This window comes from Actinoallomurus bryophytorum (assembly GCF_006716425.1).
GTDB classification, from domain to species: Bacteria; Actinomycetota; Actinomycetes; order Streptosporangiales; family Streptosporangiaceae; genus Actinoallomurus; species Actinoallomurus bryophytorum.
Window position 1 is genome coordinate 2,256,562 of the sequence record NZ_VFOZ01000001.1, and the last position, 17,535, is coordinate 2,274,096.

Genomic DNA, 17,535 nt, shown 5'->3' on the forward strand with positions numbered 1-17,535 from the left:
CCATGGCAGGCACTGCCCTGACTCGCGCCGGCGGGTCACGGGCTCTGATGCGAGCGTGGCGCACGCCGATCTACACCGCCGATATCCCCGACGCCGACCAGTACAACCCGCGGCTCCGCGAGCTGGTCCTGGAGGCGGAAAAGACCGACACCCAAGCCGCGAACTTCGGTGGCATCGACGCCATCAAGTCCAGCCAGACGATCCTTCGTTGGGATGACCCGGCGATCGACTGGTTCAAACGCCAGATCGTCGACGCGGTGACGGCGCTGACACGCGACACGCTCGGGGAGGCCGCGAACGAGGTCACCCAGGGCATCGAAGCCGAGGGTTGGGCCGTGGTGTACCGCAGCGGCGGCAGCCTGCGCCCCCACACCCACCACGACTCCGCCTGGTCCGGGGTGTACTACGTCTCCTCCGGAACCGACGAGGACGCCGCTTCGGTCGACGGCGCGACAGACGCCGGCTATCTACAGCTCCTCGATCCGCGCCCCGCCGCGATCGCCCGCCAGGCGACAGCAGGGCCCGAGCGGATCCAGCCGGTGCCCGGCCGGATGGTGGCCTTCCCCGGATGGCTCCCCCATTCGGTCCAAGCGACCCTCACCGGCGCAGGTCTGCGGATCTGCATCGCCTGGAACGTCGCCTACGACAAGACCTGGCAGGGGATGTCATGACCACCGCAACGACCGTTCCCGGCACCGTCACCCGCTGCTGGGGGACCGGCGTGGTGATCGCCGACATCGACATCACCGGCATCATCCGCCCCGGCCTGGCCGACTCCTTCGGCCCCGCCGGGGACAGCTACGAAGACGTGCCAGCCAGCATCGTCGTCGCCGATGAACACGCCCTGCGGCAGGAGTTCATCACCTCGATGAACTCCCTGGCCAAGGCCCAGGGAGCCAAGCCTGTGACCGATGTCGAGATCACGGTCCAGGTGTGGCGGCAAGGCTATGACCTGCCCGCAACCGCCTACGCAGAGGAATTCGTCGGCTGGTGCTATCTGGCGACCAGCCCGGCCCCACAGCATTCCGAATCCGGTTCGCTCTCATTCGCGGACCCCCGCGCCGGCAGTGCTATGACGGCGATGCCGGGTCTGCCCTGGGGACGGCAGGTGATGATCCGGCCGCAACCGGGAGCCCACGTGGCAGTCCCTGGCTGGCTCACCTGCTCGGTCGTGCCCGTGGAACACGACCAGTACGCGGTCGTCGCGATCGCGAAATCGGTCCGGTAATCCAGCCGGACCATCCCTACCCACCAGGAGGTATCCCCGATGGAACAACCCAACGAGAAAGCCGCGACGAGCCTGCGGCTCGCCGGGCCGGGCCTCGGCCTCGGCCTGAACCCGGACGAGGTCAGTGACTTCATGGACCTGTCCCGGGCCGGGCTCATCGTGCCGGAGACGCCCTGCGACAAGGGGATGCAGGACAACTTCGCGCTGCGGCCGGAGACGACCGTCGCGCTGACCAGCTGACCCTCATCCCCTGCCGGTGCCTCGCACCGGTGTGATCACGGTGGCCTGCCAGGAGCCGTGTGCCTGGCAGGCCACTCGGTTACAACTCACCGCGATACCAGGCGTCGACCTCGGCGTCGAGGGCTTGCAGATCAGGCCGGCGAGCAACGGCGTGGTCGGCCCAGCGTTGCAGCAGTGCCGCCAGCTCGTCGGCCTGGTCGGCCGTTGCCTGCTCATGCACGGTGAAGAACACCACGATCGGTCCGGTGACCGGATCATCACGATCACAACGCTCGCACAGGAGCACCTCCGAGGTGCCCCGTACCTGCTTGCCGCCCTCGGTCGTCCAACCGTTCGGGACCTGCAGCGCGGCGAGGATCTCACCGCCGCATACCGGACACGCCCGGACAGGCCCGGTGACCAGAGCAAGGCTGTTCGAGCCTGACATTATGTCCCGATCGCGCTGGGTCCCAGCAGGTGTTTCACATCGCCGAAGAATGCGGTATCAGCGCTGACCTGGAAATTCTCCAGGTTGATAAGTATCCCTTTCGCGCCGGGTCGTTGTGGCTGTAGTCGCAGGTGGACCGGCGCCTTGCCGGGATGGGTGACCAGAATCTGTTTCAGGTCCTGGACGAGCGCGGGGTTCACCCGCACCTCGGGTAGCGAGATCACCACCGGGGAGTCCATGCCGCTTCCCACCATCGACACGTCGAGGATTTCCAAGGTCTCGCCGTAGATGGTGATAGCGCCATCCCGCTCGTTGATCCGGCCCGTTATCGACACGACGCGGTCGGCGACGAGCTCAGTCGCGTACAGCATGTACGCCTTGGGGAAGAACAAGCACTCGATGCCGGCGTCGAGATCTTCGAGCTTGATGATCGCCCACGTGTCGCCATTCTTGGTCACTTTTCGGTCGACCGTGCCGATGATCCCGGCGATCTTGACGTTGCCTTCGGTGCGGGAACCGGCGAGTAGTTCGGCCAATGAGTGGTCGCAGTTGCGTTCCAAGATGCGTTCGGCGCCGTCGAGGGGATGACTGGAGACGTACAGGCCGAGCATCTCCCGTTCGAACGTCAGCAGGGTGGTCTTGTCCCACTCCGGGCTATCCGGGATCGCGACGCTGATGGCATCGCCAGAAGTCTCCGGATCCATCTCGCCGAATAGCGAGTCCTGCCCGATGGCCGAGTTGCGTTTGTCCTCAATGACCGCTTCTACGGCTTTTTCATGGATGAGCAGCAAGGACCTGCGATGGTGTTCAAGGCTGTCGAACGCCCCGGCTTTGATCAGCGATTCGATCGCGCGTTTGTTGCAGACGGGGATCGGAACCTTACGGAGGAAGTCGCTGAAATCGGTGTAGGGGCTCTCTTTGCGGCCGGTGACGATGCCATCGACCACGTTCTCGCCGATGTTGCGGACCGCGCCGAGTCCGAAGCGGATGTCGGTGCCGACCGCGGCGAACCGGAGTTGGGACTCATTCACGTCCGGGGGCAGGACCTTGATCTTCATCCGGCGGGCTTCCGCGAGGTAGACCGCCATCTTGTCCTTGTTGACACCCACCGAGGTCAGTAGCGCGGCCATGTACTCCGCCGGGAAGTTGGCCTTCAGGTAGGCGGTCCAGTACGAGACGAGCCCGTACCCGGCCGTGTGGGACTTGTTGAACCCGTATGCCGAGAAGGGCACCAACACGTCCCAGACGGCCTGCGTGGCTTCTTTTGAGTAGCCGTTCGTGGCCATGCCCTCAGAGAAGATGGCCCATTGTTTGTCCATCTCCTCTTTTTTCTTCTTGCCCATCGCCCGGCGCAGGATATCCGCGCCGCCGAGCGTGTAGCCGGCGAGCTGCTGGGCGATGGCCATGACCTGCTCCTGGTACACCACCAAGTGGTAGGTGGTGCCCAGGATCGGCTCCAGGACTTCCTTCAAATCTGGGTGGATCGGGTCGGTCTGCTGCTGCCCGCTTTTGCGCAGTGCGTAGTTCACATGGGCGTTTGCGCCCATGGGCCCCGGACGGCCCAGCGCCAGAACAGCCGAAACGTCCTCGAACCGGGTCGGGGCCATCAGCTTGGTCAGGTCCCGCATCATGGTGGAGTCCAGCTGGAAGACACCCAGCGTCCAGCCTTGCGCCAGCAGCTCATAGGTCTTGGCGTCATCCATCGGCACCGACAGCATGTCCAGATCGATACCGCGGTTGGATTTGACGTTGGCGACGGCATCACCCAGCACGGTCAGGTTCCGCAGACCGAGGAAGTCCATCTTCAGCGCGCCGAGCGTCTCACAGCTCGGGCCATCAAAGCCGGTGATGCGAGCGCCGTCGTCCGGCCGCTGTTGGATCGGCATCACTTCGAGCAGCGGCTCACTGGACAAGATGACGCCCGCTGCGTGGACGCCGGTACCGCGGGTCAGTCCCTCGATACCACGGCCGGTGTCGATGACCTTCTTGACGTCAGGGTCCTCGTCATACAGACGACGCAGCTCGGTGGCCTCGTTGTACCGCGGATGGTTCTCGTCGAAGACGCCCGAAAGCGGGATCTCCTTGCCCATCACCGCCGGCGGGAACGCCTTGGTGATCTTCTCCCCGAGCGCGAACGGATAGCCCAGAACCCGACCGGCGTCCTTGACCGCGGCCTTGGACTTGATCGTCATGTAGGTGATGATCAGCGAGACGTTGTCCTCGCCGTACTTCTCGGTGACGTAGCGGATCATGTCACCGCGCCGACGCTCGTCGAAGTCCAAGTCAACGTCGGGCATGGAGATGCGTTCGGGGTTGAGGAACCGCTCGAAGATCAACCCGTGCTCGATCGGATCGAGCTCGGTGATCCCGGTGACATAAGAGACCATGCTGCCCGTGGCCGAGCCACGGCCTGGCCCCACCCAGATCCCAGACTCTCGCGCATGCCGGCAGATGTCGGCGACGACCAGGAAGTACCCCGGAAAGCCCATGCTCTCGATGACGCCGAGCTCGTACTCGATCCGGTCCAGCACCTCAGCAGGCACGTCCTCGCCGTACCGGTCGTGGGTACCGCGGATGGTCTCCTTACGGAGCCAGCTCATCTCGGTCTCACCCTCGGGGACCGGATATTTGGCGGCAAGGTCTCGGTGTGCGAAAACCGGCGCATAGTCCTCGATGCGCTCGGCGATCGCCAGCGTGTTCCGGCACCCTTCGAGCCAGGCATCGGAGGAGTCGACCGCGCGCATCTCATCAGCAGTCTTGAGGTAGTAGCCCGACCCTCCGAACCGGAACCGGGTCGGATCCGACATCTGACTCTGCGTTCCCACACACAGCAGCGCGTCGTGTGCTTCGGACTGGTTTTCGGTGACGTAGTGCGAGTCGTTGGTGACCAGCGGCGGGATACCGAGCCGCTTGCCGATCTCCAGCAAGCCCTTACGGACCCGCCGTTCGATCGGCAGGCCGTGGTCCATCAACTCGAGGAAGTAGTTTTCCTTGCCGAAGATCTCCTGATACTTCCCGGCCGCTTTCAGAGCCTCCTCGAAGTGGCCCAGCCGCAGCCGAGTCTGGACCGCGCCCGAGGGACAGCCCGTGGTAGCGATGATCCCCTCGCCGTACTGATCGAAAAGTTCATCGTCCATGCGGGGCCACTTACGGTAGTGCCCCTCCAGCGAAGCCAGCGAGGAGATCTTGAACAGGTTCCGCAAGCCCTGCGCCGTCGCGGCCCACATCGTCTTGTGCAGATACGAACCGGAAGCGGAGACATCACCGCCCTCACCCGTCGACTCGTTCGACTTGCGCTGTGACGGATCTCCCCACAGCACGGGCTGCTTGTGGAACCTGGATACCGGCGCCACGTAGCCCTCGATGCCGATGATGGGCGTGATCCCGGCCTTCGTCGCTGCACCGTAGAACTCATACGCACCGAACATGTTGCCGTGGTCGCTCATCGCCACCGCTGGCATCCCCAGCTCAGCGGCTCGCTGCACCAATGGAGCGATCTTCGCCGCACCGTCTAGCATCGAATACTCAGTGTGAACATGCAGGTGAGCGAACGAATCAGCCACTCCGGCACCTCTCGCGGCAGGGGTTTATGAGTGCCTCAAGACTCTAGTCCCACACCAGCGATGCGGCCCGCGGGACAGGCGGCTAGGGTCGATTCGCCTCGATCTCTTCTATGCATCGAACCCCGTGGCGCACTGGACGTGTGTGCGATGGCGGGGCCGTAGCCAAGAACTACAACGTGGCCAAGACGATCGGCCCGGCCGTCGGGCATGTCAGCCGTTCGCCCGCTGACGTCGCTGCATACGCAGCCGACCTGGCCGACGCCGAGCGCCCGTGGGAGACGCAGGCCCTGTTTCAGCCTGATCGGCGAGCCGGTTCAGCTCCGCAGCGAGACTACGCGCAGTTCGTCAACAGCCCGCTCAAGTTGCGATCCTCACCGAACCGTGAGGACCGGTGCTGCCTGTAGCTCCGCGAGTCGACTCACGGAGGATCGCGTTGCGATCCTCACCGACACATGAGGGCCGGTGCTGTACGAGGCAGGGTGTCGGGGACGTCGCCGTAGGGGACGGCTGATTGGGCGGATGGCGAGAGCCGCTATCGCCTAGCCAGCTCTCGTCAAATCCGCGAGCGGGTCGGCGCAGGGCGGCAGCACCGGCCCGGGGTCGGTGAGGATCGCAACGGGCCGAGCCAACGCACGGCCGCGTCGCGCTCCAATGGCGCCCGTCCCCGTATAGGCCGATCTCGGCCAGACCGTTCCCGCTGAGGTCGTACGCGCCAGAGCTTGTCTGCACACCTTGGCCCGGTCGCCGATGCCAGACCGTTCAGCGGCAGAGCTCGCGGCCAGCTTGCCAAGGTTGCCCGTGTCCACCAGCGCGGCCACGGTCCAGACGACGCTGCGCCACCACGGCTGCTTCCGCGAGGTGTATCACGGCCGATGGCAGATCGGCCGTCCGGCAGCCGAATCGTGGCAAATTCGATAATCGAACCGCGCTAGGGCAGACAGATACCTGACTTTGAACCTGTAACGAAGCTGGATGTCCTCGTAGAGCCAGGACTTGGATCGAGCCTGGCGTCAGTCTCTTCATCGACGGCTTCCACCTCGTCGCCGGCCGTGAGCCTGCCGTCGGTCAGCGGTCTTCGATCTCTTCGGTGATCCAATCGTGTGGCACGAGCGCCTGGCCGTTGCTGCGCCTCCATCGGGCTTCGACTGAGCTGCGGAACGGCTCGTCGTCCAAGTCGGCGTGTTCCATCACAATGACCTGGAAGTCGCCGTTCAGGGACTCGATCGTCTGTTGGATCGTCTTGTAGAGGTTCAGCAGGGCGGTCCGATCAGGCCCTACGAGCTGGCCGCCGTCGGGTGCGTCCTCGGGGAAGTAGACCTGGGAAGGTTGGTCGAGGATGAGGAGACGCGGTACCGGATTGTCCTGCTCGGAGAACCACTCGTGCATGCTGAGCAGCGTCGCGACGTGGTAGCCGAGCCAGTTTTCGCCACCGCCCATGTCGGAAAGCCGGACCGGTCCCCGAGTTGTATCCGCGACGACGGTCAGCCCTCGCGGATCGAGGCGGATAGGAGATTCTTTGTGCTCCAGGTCCAGTGCGACTGCCTTGTCCTTGATCTTGGCATTGATCAAAGACACAAAACTGTTCAGCCGATCGTCCCGTGCGCCGACGCCGACCTCTTCTTCCAATTCCGCGATCTGAGCGCTGATCTCGTACCGCTGGTCGACGACCTGAGGAGTTTGGACATGACGCGCTGTGGTTTCCAGGAATAGGCTGATGCGGCCTTGGACGAGCGCTGCCCGCCGGTAGGAGTCCAGGTGGTCTTGTTCGGCGCGCCGACCGGCTGTGAGGGTGTCCAGTTCTTCTTGGTTTCGGGCGAGAGCGGCCCGGAGTTCCTGGAGGGCGCTCTCCTCGGCAGCTATCAGGGAGTTGATCTCAGGGGTATCGTTGCGGATGACTGTGATGTCACCGTCGAGACGGGCGAGGTCGCGCCTGATCACGTCGGCGACCTGACCGGATTGTGGGGTTTGACTGTCGCACACGGGGCAGCGGGACGTCTGCTCGGCCGTGCTGGTGCCGGTAATCAGGTCGAGGGTGGCAAGGCGGGCGTGTTGCTCGGCGGCTTGGCCGAGGAAGTCGTTATTTTCTTCGGCGGCTCGCTTTAGGTTCGCTATCTGTGCCCGGCGGCGTCCGTGTCGCGCACGGAGTTCTCGCCGTTCCTCTACCAGGACGGAGACCGGGTCGTCTCCGGCGTCCGGTGTCTGGGCTGGCAGGACATCGGCTGTTGCTTCGCGCAGGTGATTGAGGGCTGTCTCGTCCGTCATCTCCTCGCGTGGCAGGGGATCCAGCAGGCCGGCTTCGACTGCCTCGGTCAAAAGGGCGAGGGCCTGGCCGGATGCAGGTGACAGACTGCGGGCCGCGGCCAGGGCCGTTTCCATAGCGGCGAGTTCCTGGCGCTTGAGACGCAGACGGTTTTCGAGCAGTGCTTGCTCGGGATCCACGGCGCCCAGGAAGTAGGGGATCATCGCTCGGATGGTCGCGGGGAGAAATTCTTCGCCTTGTGAGTGGAACAGCAGGTCCTGGTTGGCTACCTCGTTCTGCTTTTGCAGGCAGAAGAAGAGTGCGTGGCGGACAGACGGCGAGATGGGAGTGGTGCTACGCACCGCCGGTATTCGTACGGTCCGGTCGATCCCGGCGAACTCGGAGAGGATGTCCTTGGCGATATCGAGGGGTGTAGAGAAGGTCATGTCGGCGCTGGATAGCGGTGCGGCGCCAAGAGCTTGGGCGACGATGCACATCGTGGTCGCTGTGGCCGCCTTTTCTGTTGGTGCCGGGCGGGCGACGAAGAGCTGGCGCTGGTCTTTGACCAACGTGATAGCGAAGACGCGGACGAAATTGCGCAGTGCTGCGCCTTTGATCACGTAGTCGCTGCTGGCGAGACAGTAATCGACGATGTTGAGAAGGGCGCTCTTTCCGCGCCGTGAATCGCCGGTGATGATGTTGAGCCGGCCGAGCCTGAAGGGAACGGTACGGAGCTGACCACCTTCGTTGTAGATCGAGATGGCGCTGATCTGGAAGGTCACGGTCGGACTCCCAACAGTGTCATGACGGTACTCAAGCTGCCCGTGCTGGGGAGCCAGCGGCCGAGCATGCGGGACGCCTTCTGGATAGCGATGATCTCATCCGTGGCGCCGTTGATCGTTTTGGTGAGTCGCCCGGCAGTTACTTGAAGGCGCCCGGAATCGTCGTATTGCAGGACTTGTGTCTGCAGGCCGAAAAGAAGTCCGGGTCGGACCACCGCGGCCAACGCGGTGGCGTTTTGGGCCATCGCTATCTTGAGGGTTTGGTTTTCCTCCAGCCATCGTGTCAGCCCGCTGCCGGTCGTTTTCGGGAGGCGCTGGCGTACAGAAGGTTGATAAGCCATGACCGGGGAAAGTACGGCAATGGTGATTGGGCATGGCTGGCCGTACTGAGACTGGTGGCCTTGAACGGCCCGGCTGACGACGAGCGCGGCGAACGCCGGGTTGTAGAGCGCACGTTCCTCGCGGCTGAGTTCGGCGAGACTGATCACGTCGATGCTCCGGCCGGCTCCAGGATGGCCATGAGCCGTGCGAGGAAATCGAGATGCCAGCCGACGCTCAAGTCATCGGCGAGGATATGGAACGAACCTTTAGCGACAAACGGCTCATCGCAGTCGATGCGGATCCGGCGCCGCACCTCCCGCATCGCCCAGCGGTAGATCTCCTTGGCCGCGGCAACCTTCTCCGCTTCCGTCGCCTCAGAGCCGAGGTCATCTTCCATCTCGGCGAACAGGTCCTGCCACTCTTCGATGAGTCTGCGTTCGTACTGGCTGATCTCCCCCGGTCGGAGCAGGTTCTCATCCGACCAACGCGAGCGCTGCGTGAACGCCCGTATGTAGTCGCGAACTGCGATGGCCACTCGTCTGCTGCTGACGTCGATCAAGTCCAGCTGGCGGACGAACGTCATGTCCGCGTAGTCCGACGGATCGGGTTCCAGCACCGCGATATCTTCGTCGATCGGCAGGTTTTCCGGGCGGAACTGGTTGCGCAGGTCTGTGAATTGCTGGTCGAACTCCTCGGCTGTGATCGCGTCCATCTCATCTGTGCGTAGCTGGCGGATGGTGCGCTGATAGAACCAGCCTTCGAGCCGTTGCAGGAAGGGGCGCGCATACTGATGACCGACAGCGAGAACTACTCTCCGGAGCAGCAGGCCCTCCACTGCATCGACGTCGGGGGCGTTTCCGATGACCTGAACGCGGGTGAGCATGCGACGCTTCTCGCCGCCTGAGAGCTTGTCGAAGGCTTCGTACGCCTTCTTGTTGTCCTTGCTTTTAGAGGCCTGCCTGGCCGCCACCAATGCCGCGAGCGCACGGTCCTCGTCCCGGGCGCCAGATTCAGCAGGCTGCAGGAGAGACCCGGCGGAATCGACCGGTAGGTCAGCCGTCGTCAGGAGGAACAGATCCGTCTCCTCAAGATCGACTCGCTTGTTGGTCACGGCGTCCGCCCAGATCCGCAGTGTCTTCCACAGGTCCGTGCTGGAGTCCGTCATCCTGACGCCCTCTGCGCGATGCTTGAGCTGGTACAGGATTCTGCCGCCTTCGACGATCTCCTCGACGTCATCGCCGGCCTCAATCGCAATGCACCAGTCGAACCCGCGACCGTGGCGTTCAACGCACGAATACAGCGCCCTCCGCAGCTGATACACGTAGCCGACCGCAGACGCCGATGCCTCGAACCGATCTGCCCCATCTCCGCCGTCCGCCATGTGTTCCCCTGAGTCCAACGCCACTCACGTTACGTAACGCTGATCCTTGCACGATCGACATGTCGCATGGCACCCCTCGTCAGCCAGCGATCCCCATCACATGTAGAGGGACGCCTGTCCCACTCGGACCGTTGTCAGGACATCGGTGTGCGACTCGGTTCGCTTGACGAAGATCTGCGTCGCGCTCACCCTGAACTGGTGACGCGTCGGGTAATCGCGGAGTTGCTGCGTGAGGCAGCTGCTGCCCGTGAGCGGGTCGTCGATGACCACATGTTCGCCGTCTATGGGCAGGGCGGGATCTATCCTGCGACGTTCCGCCTGCAGTTATTCACAACCCCGGGTGCCCGTCCGGTTGCCGTGGCGATCCAGGCCACCAACGAAGGACCCAGCCTGGCCAACGCCGGGGAGCACTACGCCGAGGCGGTCTGGCAGCAACACTGCCCAGACGAGAACCGGCCACCGATTTGGATCGAACGGTTCCTGTTGCCGCCGTACGACGACTTCAACTTGATCACCTTGCGAAGCGGCGAGGAGCCTGACCAGCTTCGCCGTTCTCGCCATACGCCGATCACCGTGGAAGAGATCTGCGAGCTGGTCGGCGGCTTAATTGGTACCGGACGGGGTGAGGGGTTTCGTTCCGCGACCACTCGAGCCGACCGAGGAGATCCGCTACTGCGCGCAGTTCGTGGTGCGGCTGCCACGTCCGTCTCCGTTCCGTCAGCCTGACTGCATGACCATCGGGACACCGTGGTGGCGACGCCTCTGCCGACAGATCGTTCCTCGACATGGCGGATCAGCGTGCTGTTGGTATCACCAGGGCGACTGGCACACCGTCTCCAAGACAGCGATCCGTTTGATGCGCCAAGCGGAGCGCGCCGGCGTGGCCACCGATGATCTGGACACCCACATCATCGCCGAGGCCAACGCCATGGGGTCAGCCCGTGGGAGCTGAAGGCAATGAGCACCCTGGTGTGCAGCGGCACGGCGATCCAGCTCGAAGACGGTGAGGCGGGCCTGGACTACATCAATGGCCAGCATCGTGCCCAAGCGATGCTGGACGCTGGCGTACGGCGCACGGTCGTCGTCCGCTGGGACTACCCCGATTTCACACCCGATCCGGGCTGGCCTCGCCCTCGTGGCCCTCACGATGATCCTCATTCCCCGGGGGATCTCGTCAGCGACCATTATCCTGACCGACCGTCACCAGCACGATGGCGCCATGGCCACCGAACGTCGGGTCCGTGACATGGCCATCCGGGAGTCGGGCTTAGCGAGATCCTTCACTCGGACCCATCCTCCGCCGCCTGCAGTCGATAGCTCGTCGACAACATCCGTGCCTCGTGGAACGAGCATGAACTCCAGCACACGTAGCATCTTGTCCACTTTTCCAACAGCATGAAAGATGTCGCGCGACCGAGCCCTGCATGGTCGGTGGCCTGTGGGTGCCCAGAATTCGGCCACTCCTGTGACCTGGGACTTCTCTTTTGGCGTACAACCGCAAGCCGGACGCTGCGGGATCCATGTTCATGGCTTTGCGGCTGGCCTATCTGATCTTCATCAGGCTTTCGGTGCGCTGGCTCTGCTCTTACGTTCGGACATGTCCAAGGAGGCCCGAGATTCTTGTGCTGCGGCACCGGCTGGCGGTGTTGCGCCGACAGGTCGCCCGACCCAGACCGTCGTGGGCCAATCGAGCTCTGATCTCCGCCCTGGCGCGGCTTTCGAAACCACGCCGGGTCGGACTGTTTCCACGCCCGGCACGCTGCTGCGCTGGCATGCCGATCTAGTGAGGCGGCGCTGGACCTACAAGCGCGCGACACCAGGCCGCCCGCCGACAGGGCCAGCGATCTGCACGTTGGCGGCCTTCTCAGCGGTCGAGGAGATGCACCTCCACGGCCTAACCCGTACCTTTCGACCATCCGCACGCCAACCAGCGTCCGTGAGCTGCGCAAACGCGGGTAGCGTCAATGCATGGACCGGGAAGACTCCTGGGCCGCGCTGCTCCAGACGATGAGCGATGAGCGGGTCATCGCATGGGCTGAGCTGACAGACGAGCAGCTCGACAAAATCGCTGCCGAGTTCACCGAGGATTTGCCTGTCGACGATCCGATGATCACTGCGGTACGAGACCGGCTGCGCCGGCTCCGCGACCTCGCCCGCGACGTACACACTCGCTAATATGTTCGAATTGTGCGAGAAGGGGTATGGTTCGCGCCGGTCGTCCGCCTCAAGCGGTCCGGCAGGTACGCGTTCCTGCTGGCCTGGAAACGCGACAAGCACGGCAAGTGGCGTGGGCACGTCGCGTGGCTCGTCCGCGAGCAGGTCCTGTGGTCGGGCGTGGACGTGTGGATGCGGGCCGAAGACCTCGAGCAGGTCAGGGATCAGGATTACCGGCGGGTGCCACGCCGGTTCGACGACGACTCCCCCTTCTGACTCCCCGGCGCCGCTCTGTAGCTGTGCTTGGTGACCGTCGTACGGCCACGTCACCCGGATGACCACCACATCGCGGGCAACGAGATCGGCACCTAGACCGGACCAGGCAGAGATCAGCCGACGCGCCGGCCGCCAGCCCGTGAACACCAGCTAAGCAATCCGGTGATGGGCCCGCCCGCGAGCCCGAAGGTGCGGCCGGCCTCGAGCCTGCGGCGCCCCCGAGGGCTCTTCAGCGGGGCAGATCCAGCCGTGCGGGTTCTGGTCACCGGATGGCGAGCCAGACGACCAAACACCAGATGGGAAGCAGCATCACAAGCGCCTCAGCGAGAAGAACAACGTGAAGATGAGGTGGTTCAAGCGGGTGATGTCCAACGGCCACAGCTGTGCAGGATCAGGTCGCTACCCGACAGGGCGCGGCCGAGGTGTAACGGCCGGTCGGTGTTGGTGTGCAGGTAACGGATCAGGGCCGCCTGCCAGGTGTGCACTTGGTCGGGGGGCTATTTCCCGCTCCAGCAGGCCAGCACATCGGTCGCGAGTGTGTAGGCGATGTCGGTGCGCGGGTCGTTGGCCGGGCCGGTGTGGTGGTGGGGTAGGGCCGTGGCGTCCACCTGGAGTGTTTTGTTGTCCTTGAGGAAGATGGCGTTGCCGTCGGTCTGGTAGGCGGGCATGCCGAGGTTGTACATCCCGGCCAGCAGGCGGGTGGCACCGAGATGCTGGCCCTGTGCACTGAAGTAGCGGTGAGCGGAGGTCGGGTCGGGCGATTCCTTTACTGAGAACACCAGTTTTCCGGTCGGGAGTCGGTAGGTGCAGGTGTAGAGGTGGTCGGCCCAGGAGCTGGTTGTCGGTGGGGATTTGTGCAGTGCGAGGAGCTTGGTGACGGCGGTGCGGATCTCCGCGGAACACACCATCCGGGCTGAGGCTGACGGGCCGGTGGCGGCCTCCGGGGTCATGCCGGGCATGGACATGCCTGGGGGCATGGACATGCCGGGAGACATGGGCGTGGCGGTCGGTGTCGTGTGGCTGACCGGATGGTGTGCGGGGGGGTGCGCCGTCGTGCAGCCCACTACGAGAAGCGGCACTACGGCGATTAGGCCGAGTTGGAGTTTGTGGCTGGTCATGATGTTCCGATCTGCGTCTTGGCCACGGTCTGCCTGCGCCCCGGCAGGTGACACGCATGGCTGTCTTCTTCAGGAGGCGGGATGGGTGCTGATCAGGGATGCGAACACCACGATGTTGTCGGTGTAGTGGCCGCTGGTGGCGTCGAACCGGCCGCCGCATGTGATCAGCCGCAGTGATGGGCTGTCGGTGTCGCCGTAGACGGCGGCGGCGGGAAACGTGCTCTTGGCGTACCGGCGCACCCCCTCGACGCCGAATACCGCGACCCGGTGGTCGGTGCGGGTGACGCTGATGCGGTCGCCGGGTCGCAGAGCGCCGAGCCGGAAGAACACTGATGGTCCCGACCTCGCGGAATCCACGTGGCCTTCGATGATCGCTGTCCCGGGTTGGCCGGGTGCCGGTGACCCGGTGTACCAGGCGGCCTTGTTGTAATCGGGTCCGGGCCGGGGTGCTTGGAGGCTGCCGTCCGCCTGAAGGCCGACGGTGAAGATCGCCGATGTCACGCTGATCGCCGGGACGGTGATCGAGGCAGGCACGGCGTACCCCAACCCCGGTGCTCGCGAGGCGGACGCATGGGCTGGGGTGGGCGACACGACCTGCGGGGTGTTGGTGCCTGCGGCCGCGGGCGGTGGTTGGGGGGCGTGCTGCTGGGAAGCGACCGCGATTCCGATCGCGGTCGCACCGCCGGCGGTCAAGACCGCGGCGGCCGCCAAGGCGATCGTGCCCCGGCGGCCACCTGGGGTCAGTACCGCCCGCATGCGGGTGGCCATGACGTAATCCTCGGGTCAGCCGACTGAGCCGGCGCGCCTGCGCACCACCACGGCGCCCGCTGCCGCTGCCAGCAGTCCGCCGCCCAGGCCGAACAGGGCCAGGTTCTGGACACCGGAGGTGGATCCGCCGCCTGTGGAAGCCCCGCTGTTGGGCATCGCGGTCAGGGGCCCGCACAGGACCGGTGACGTAGCGGCGAGCGGCAGCGTGGGAACGAGTTCGCTTTTCTCGCCTTGGGCTTTCTTGCTGAGCGTCGTCGGGTCCAGGCCATGCACGACCACGACGCCCTTACCGGAGGTCAGCGACGACATCGTCGCCGAGTCGAGGGTGAACGTGCGGTGATAGGTGCCATCTGCGCCGGCGGGGAAGCGGGTCAGCGCCGTCCCGGACTTGGCGCTCGTGTCACCGGTGGTCGTCAGTGACGTACCGATCGGCCCATAGGCCGGCTGGCCCTCGGCGGTGTTGACGACACCGTCGTTGTTGGTGTCGGCCGACGTGGTCGGGCACTTGCCGTTGCCGTTGATGTGGATGTGCTGGACGTGCGGGTACGGCTTCTTCATGAATGTTGAGGCCAGACCGGAAAAGTGCTCGGTCACCGTGGCCTGGTCGCCGTGCAACTCCACGGTGATGCGCCCGGACCCCGTGGAGTGGTTCAGCGGGTTGAGCATCGCCTGATACGTCGACGCGCCCGACTGGGCGTTCGCGACCGCAGGAAACGCCAACGGCAACGCAGCCGCCAGCGGAACCAGAACACGCAATGGCTTTCTCATCAATCGAGCCCTTTCACTCGCTGAGAGATCGCCTGACGGGGTCCGGGCCAGGAAATCCATGCCCGCCATCTGGCTGGGCTCTACTGAGTGTTCGGCACCGTCCCTTCCCCGGATGGGTCACGACCAGAATTTCCGCAAAAAGCTCCCATACCACCTGTAAACGATGCGCTCGGCTTCCATGACCACCCGACAACAGCGGGCTCAGCGCTCGCCCAAGGCTAATAACAGACCGCAGATATCAGTCACACAGGGTAATCGGGAACGGCAGAGCGGAATCAGGTGGAGGGCCTGGGCGGGCAGCATACGCTGCGGAACTCCTCGACCGAATCCTCATCCTGGACGCACACCTGCGCAGTCCTCACCGAATACGCGACCTATTCCAACCGGCACCGACAATTCCGGGCCCTAGACACGCTAGCTGGGTCCGTCCAGCGTTGTTCTTACAGTCCCCGCCAGCTCTATCGGGTGGGTTGTGGGTGGGTGAGGTCGGTGATGCTGTTGTCGCCGTCGATGAGGGCCAAGGCGACTTCGGTGAGTTTGCGGCCGTTGTCACGGGCGTAGCCGCGCAGGGTGGTGAACGCCTGGTCCATTGACAGGTCACGGCGTTCGGCGAGAAGGCCTTTGGCCTGTTCGATGATGATCCGGGTGTTCAACGCGGTCTGGAGTTGCTGGGAGAGCAGATTCTGTTCGCGGGCGGCGCGTTCGGACAGGATGCCGATCGTGGCGACGTCGGCAAAGGCCCGGCCCAGCGCGAGGGTGGTGTGGTTCAGGCCGGTGGGGTTGACGCTGAACAGGTTCAGGGCGCCGATGACGCGTTCCCGCAGGCGCATCGGCAGTGCGTGTACCGCGACGAAGCCCGCTTCGGCTGCCGCTGCGGCGAAGCGGGGCCATTGCTGCGGCTGCGCGGTCAGGTCGGTGCACGACACCGGTTCCCCCGTGGTGAAACAGTCCAGACAGGGGCCTTGTTCACTTTGCAGCTGGAACAACTCCAGCTGTTTGGCTTGCAGGGTGGATGCGGCGACGAGTTGCAGGCTGTCCTGCTGGTCGGTGAGCAAGATCCCGGCGGCGTCGACCTCCAGCAGGTCCGCACACCGTTCGGTGAGCGTGTGCAGGAACTCGATGACGTCGAAGTCGGCGACCAAGGTGTCGGCCAGTTCCACGAACACGCGCGATAGTTCCTGTTCGCGTGACATTTCAACTCCTCCGTTCACCACATTCTCCTCTTCGCCGTCCCCCAGGTCGAGGGAGCCCAGCGTGGTCTGTCAGTCATCGTCTTCGCCGTCGAACCGCAGCTGACGGTCGACGACCAGCCGAGCGGTCTCGGTGATGCTCATTCCGTGGGCGAAGGCATAGGCGCGCAGCCGCAGCAGTGCCTCCTCCAGTCCGGCGTTGAGCTGGCCGGCGATCATTCCGGTGGCCTGATAGACCTCCACCTGTCCTCCGGACAGCCCTTCGGGGGGCAACGTCTGCTCGAGGTTCGACGTCTGATCAGTGTCGGAACGCGCCTGGCGCAGCACGAGTGTGAGCGCGGCGGAGGCGAAGGCCAGCGCGTCGGCGAGCTGCGCCGGCGTCAACGGCCCCGGCCGCTTTCGGTACAGATCCAAGACACCGACCCGGATCGCCCCGACCTGCAGTGGAAATGCGAAAACCGCTCCAGCTCCGGCCAGGAGTGCCTCCGGTACGAACATCGGCCAGCGGACCGCGGCGTCATCTGCGGCCAGGTCGGGAGTCAACACCATCACCCGCTCCGTCCACGCCTGCACGCACGGTCCCTCACCCAACGTGAACTGGGCCTCATGCAGAACGCCCGAAACCTTGTCCGTCGCATGGATCAACAGACGCCGACTCACATCCTTTGCCAACCACAACGCGGCCCCATCCAGCCCCAACGCCGGTACGCAGGCAGCGCACACGCTCCCCGCCGACAAGGTCCCCCCGGCGACATATCTGGTGACCAGCTCCCAGATCCTGTCCATCCGGCCCTCATCCACGCCAGGGTCCCGCGTCCACCGTCATGATCCGCTCACCGTATGCCAGCTCTCAACTCATCCGTCCGCCGATCGCAGGTCGCGACGGCCCGTCAGAGGGTCTCGCTGGCGATTTTGTCCAAATACCGGCATGCGCTTCGGGCCGTGCCGGACTCACCGGAAGTCATACGGCCTCCCCCATCGTGGCCGGGTAATGGCCGATTAAACTCCCTTCACTCAACCTCCGCTCGCTTCGCGCGGAAACAAGCAACCCAAGCAAGCCTCATCACTCGGCCTGATCGT

At 64.5% G+C, this 17,535-nt stretch carries 16 protein-coding genes; 6 read left to right on the forward strand and 10 right to left on the reverse strand.

The window, feature by feature from the left end; genetic code table 11:
• Window positions 1-2: 2 nt before the first annotated feature.
• Genes FB559_RS10590 through FB559_RS10600 form a run of 3 tightly spaced genes read left to right on the forward strand, consistent with a single transcriptional unit; the run spans window position 3 to window position 1,468 of the window.
• Window positions 3-671 (forward strand): TIGR02466 family protein, encoded by a 669-nt coding sequence (locus tag FB559_RS10590; RefSeq protein WP_185792132.1) that lies wholly within the window; start codon window positions 3-5, stop codon window positions 669-671.
• A complete protein-coding gene (locus FB559_RS10595; protein WP_141955455.1) occupies window positions 668-1,228 on the forward strand; it encodes a hypothetical protein in 561 nt (186 codons plus the stop codon). The genes FB559_RS10590 and FB559_RS10595 overlap by 4 nt, the downstream gene beginning before the upstream one ends.
• 39 nt (window positions 1,229-1,267) lie before the next feature.
• Window positions 1,268-1,468: a hypothetical protein gene (locus FB559_RS10600; RefSeq protein ID WP_141955456.1), complete on the forward strand. Its 201-nt coding sequence runs from the start codon at window positions 1,268-1,270 to the stop codon at window positions 1,466-1,468.
• A 79-nt stretch (window positions 1,469-1,547) separates the two neighbouring features.
• On the opposite strand, the gene FB559_RS10605 is transcribed toward FB559_RS10600, so the two are convergent.
• The 5 genes from FB559_RS10605 to FB559_RS10625 form a co-directional block, all read right to left on the reverse strand.
• Window positions 1,548-1,895: a DUF6300 family protein gene (locus tag FB559_RS10605; protein ID WP_141955457.1), complete on the reverse strand. Its 348-nt coding sequence runs from the start codon at window positions 1,893-1,895 to the stop codon at window positions 1,548-1,550.
• Window positions 1,895-5,458, reverse strand: a complete 3,564-nt coding sequence (gene dnaE, locus FB559_RS10610) for a DNA polymerase III subunit alpha (protein WP_141955458.1) — start codon at window positions 5,456-5,458, stop codon at window positions 1,895-1,897. Before dnaE ends, FB559_RS10605 begins: the two co-directional genes overlap by 1 nt.
• 1,065 nt (window positions 5,459-6,523) lie before the next feature.
• Entirely contained in the window at window positions 6,524-8,479 is a 1,956-nt protein-coding gene (locus FB559_RS10615; RefSeq protein ID WP_141955459.1) for a DUF3732 domain-containing protein, read from the reverse strand.
• Window positions 8,476-8,967, reverse strand: coding sequence for a three component ABC system middle component (locus FB559_RS10620; protein WP_141955460.1), 492 nt, complete (start codon window positions 8,965-8,967; stop codon window positions 8,476-8,478). Before FB559_RS10620 ends, FB559_RS10615 begins: the two co-directional genes overlap by 4 nt.
• Window positions 8,964-10,181 (reverse strand): ABC-three component system protein, encoded by a 1,218-nt coding sequence (locus tag FB559_RS10625; RefSeq protein ID WP_141955461.1) that lies wholly within the window; start codon window positions 10,179-10,181, stop codon window positions 8,964-8,966. Before FB559_RS10625 ends, FB559_RS10620 begins: the two co-directional genes overlap by 4 nt.
• A 147-nt stretch (window positions 10,182-10,328) precedes the next feature.
• Between FB559_RS10625 and FB559_RS10630 the strand changes: the two genes are divergently transcribed.
• The 3 genes from FB559_RS10630 to FB559_RS10645 all read left to right on the forward strand — a co-directional run bounded on the left by FB559_RS10630 (window position 10,329) and on the right by FB559_RS10645 (window position 12,611).
• Entirely contained in the window at window positions 10,329-10,907 is a 579-nt protein-coding gene (locus tag FB559_RS10630) for a hypothetical protein (RefSeq protein ID WP_141955462.1), read from the forward strand.
• 1,242 nt (window positions 10,908-12,149) lie between these two features.
• Entirely contained in the window at window positions 12,150-12,356 is a 207-nt protein-coding gene (locus tag FB559_RS10640) for a hypothetical protein (protein ID WP_141955463.1), read from the forward strand.
• 12 nt (window positions 12,357-12,368) lie between these two features.
• On the forward strand, window positions 12,369-12,611 hold the full coding sequence (locus FB559_RS10645; protein WP_141955464.1) for a hypothetical protein: 243 nt from the start codon (window positions 12,369-12,371) through the stop codon (window positions 12,609-12,611).
• Between the two features lie 497 nt (window positions 12,612-13,108).
• Here the strand turns inward: FB559_RS10645 and FB559_RS10650 are convergent, their stop codons facing one another.
• The 5 genes from FB559_RS10650 to FB559_RS10670 all read right to left on the reverse strand — a co-directional run bounded on the left by FB559_RS10650 (window position 13,109) and on the right by FB559_RS10670 (window position 17,241).
• Window positions 13,109-13,519: a hypothetical protein gene (locus tag FB559_RS10650; RefSeq protein ID WP_221639956.1), complete on the reverse strand. Its 411-nt coding sequence runs from the start codon at window positions 13,517-13,519 to the stop codon at window positions 13,109-13,111.
• A gap of 279 nt (window positions 13,520-13,798) precedes the next feature.
• Window positions 13,799-14,497 carry a class F sortase gene (locus FB559_RS10655; RefSeq protein ID WP_221639958.1) on the reverse strand — a complete coding sequence of 233 codons (699 nt, stop codon included), beginning with the start codon at window positions 14,495-14,497 and terminating at the stop codon, window positions 13,799-13,801.
• Between the two features lie 15 nt (window positions 14,498-14,512).
• Window positions 14,513-15,334, reverse strand: coding sequence for a hypothetical protein (locus FB559_RS10660; protein WP_221639959.1), 822 nt, complete (start codon window positions 15,332-15,334; stop codon window positions 14,513-14,515).
• Between the two features lie 389 nt (window positions 15,335-15,723).
• The gene (locus FB559_RS10665) at window positions 15,724-16,458 is read right to left on the reverse strand and encodes a GAF and ANTAR domain-containing protein (RefSeq protein ID WP_141955466.1); all 735 of its coding nucleotides are present in this window, start codon (window positions 16,456-16,458) and stop codon (window positions 15,724-15,726) included.
• 69 nt (window positions 16,459-16,527) lie between these two features.
• The gene (locus FB559_RS10670) at window positions 16,528-17,241 is read right to left on the reverse strand and encodes a GAF and ANTAR domain-containing protein (RefSeq protein ID WP_141955467.1); all 714 of its coding nucleotides are present in this window, start codon (window positions 17,239-17,241) and stop codon (window positions 16,528-16,530) included.
• Between the last annotated feature and the right edge of the window lie 294 nt (window positions 17,242-17,535).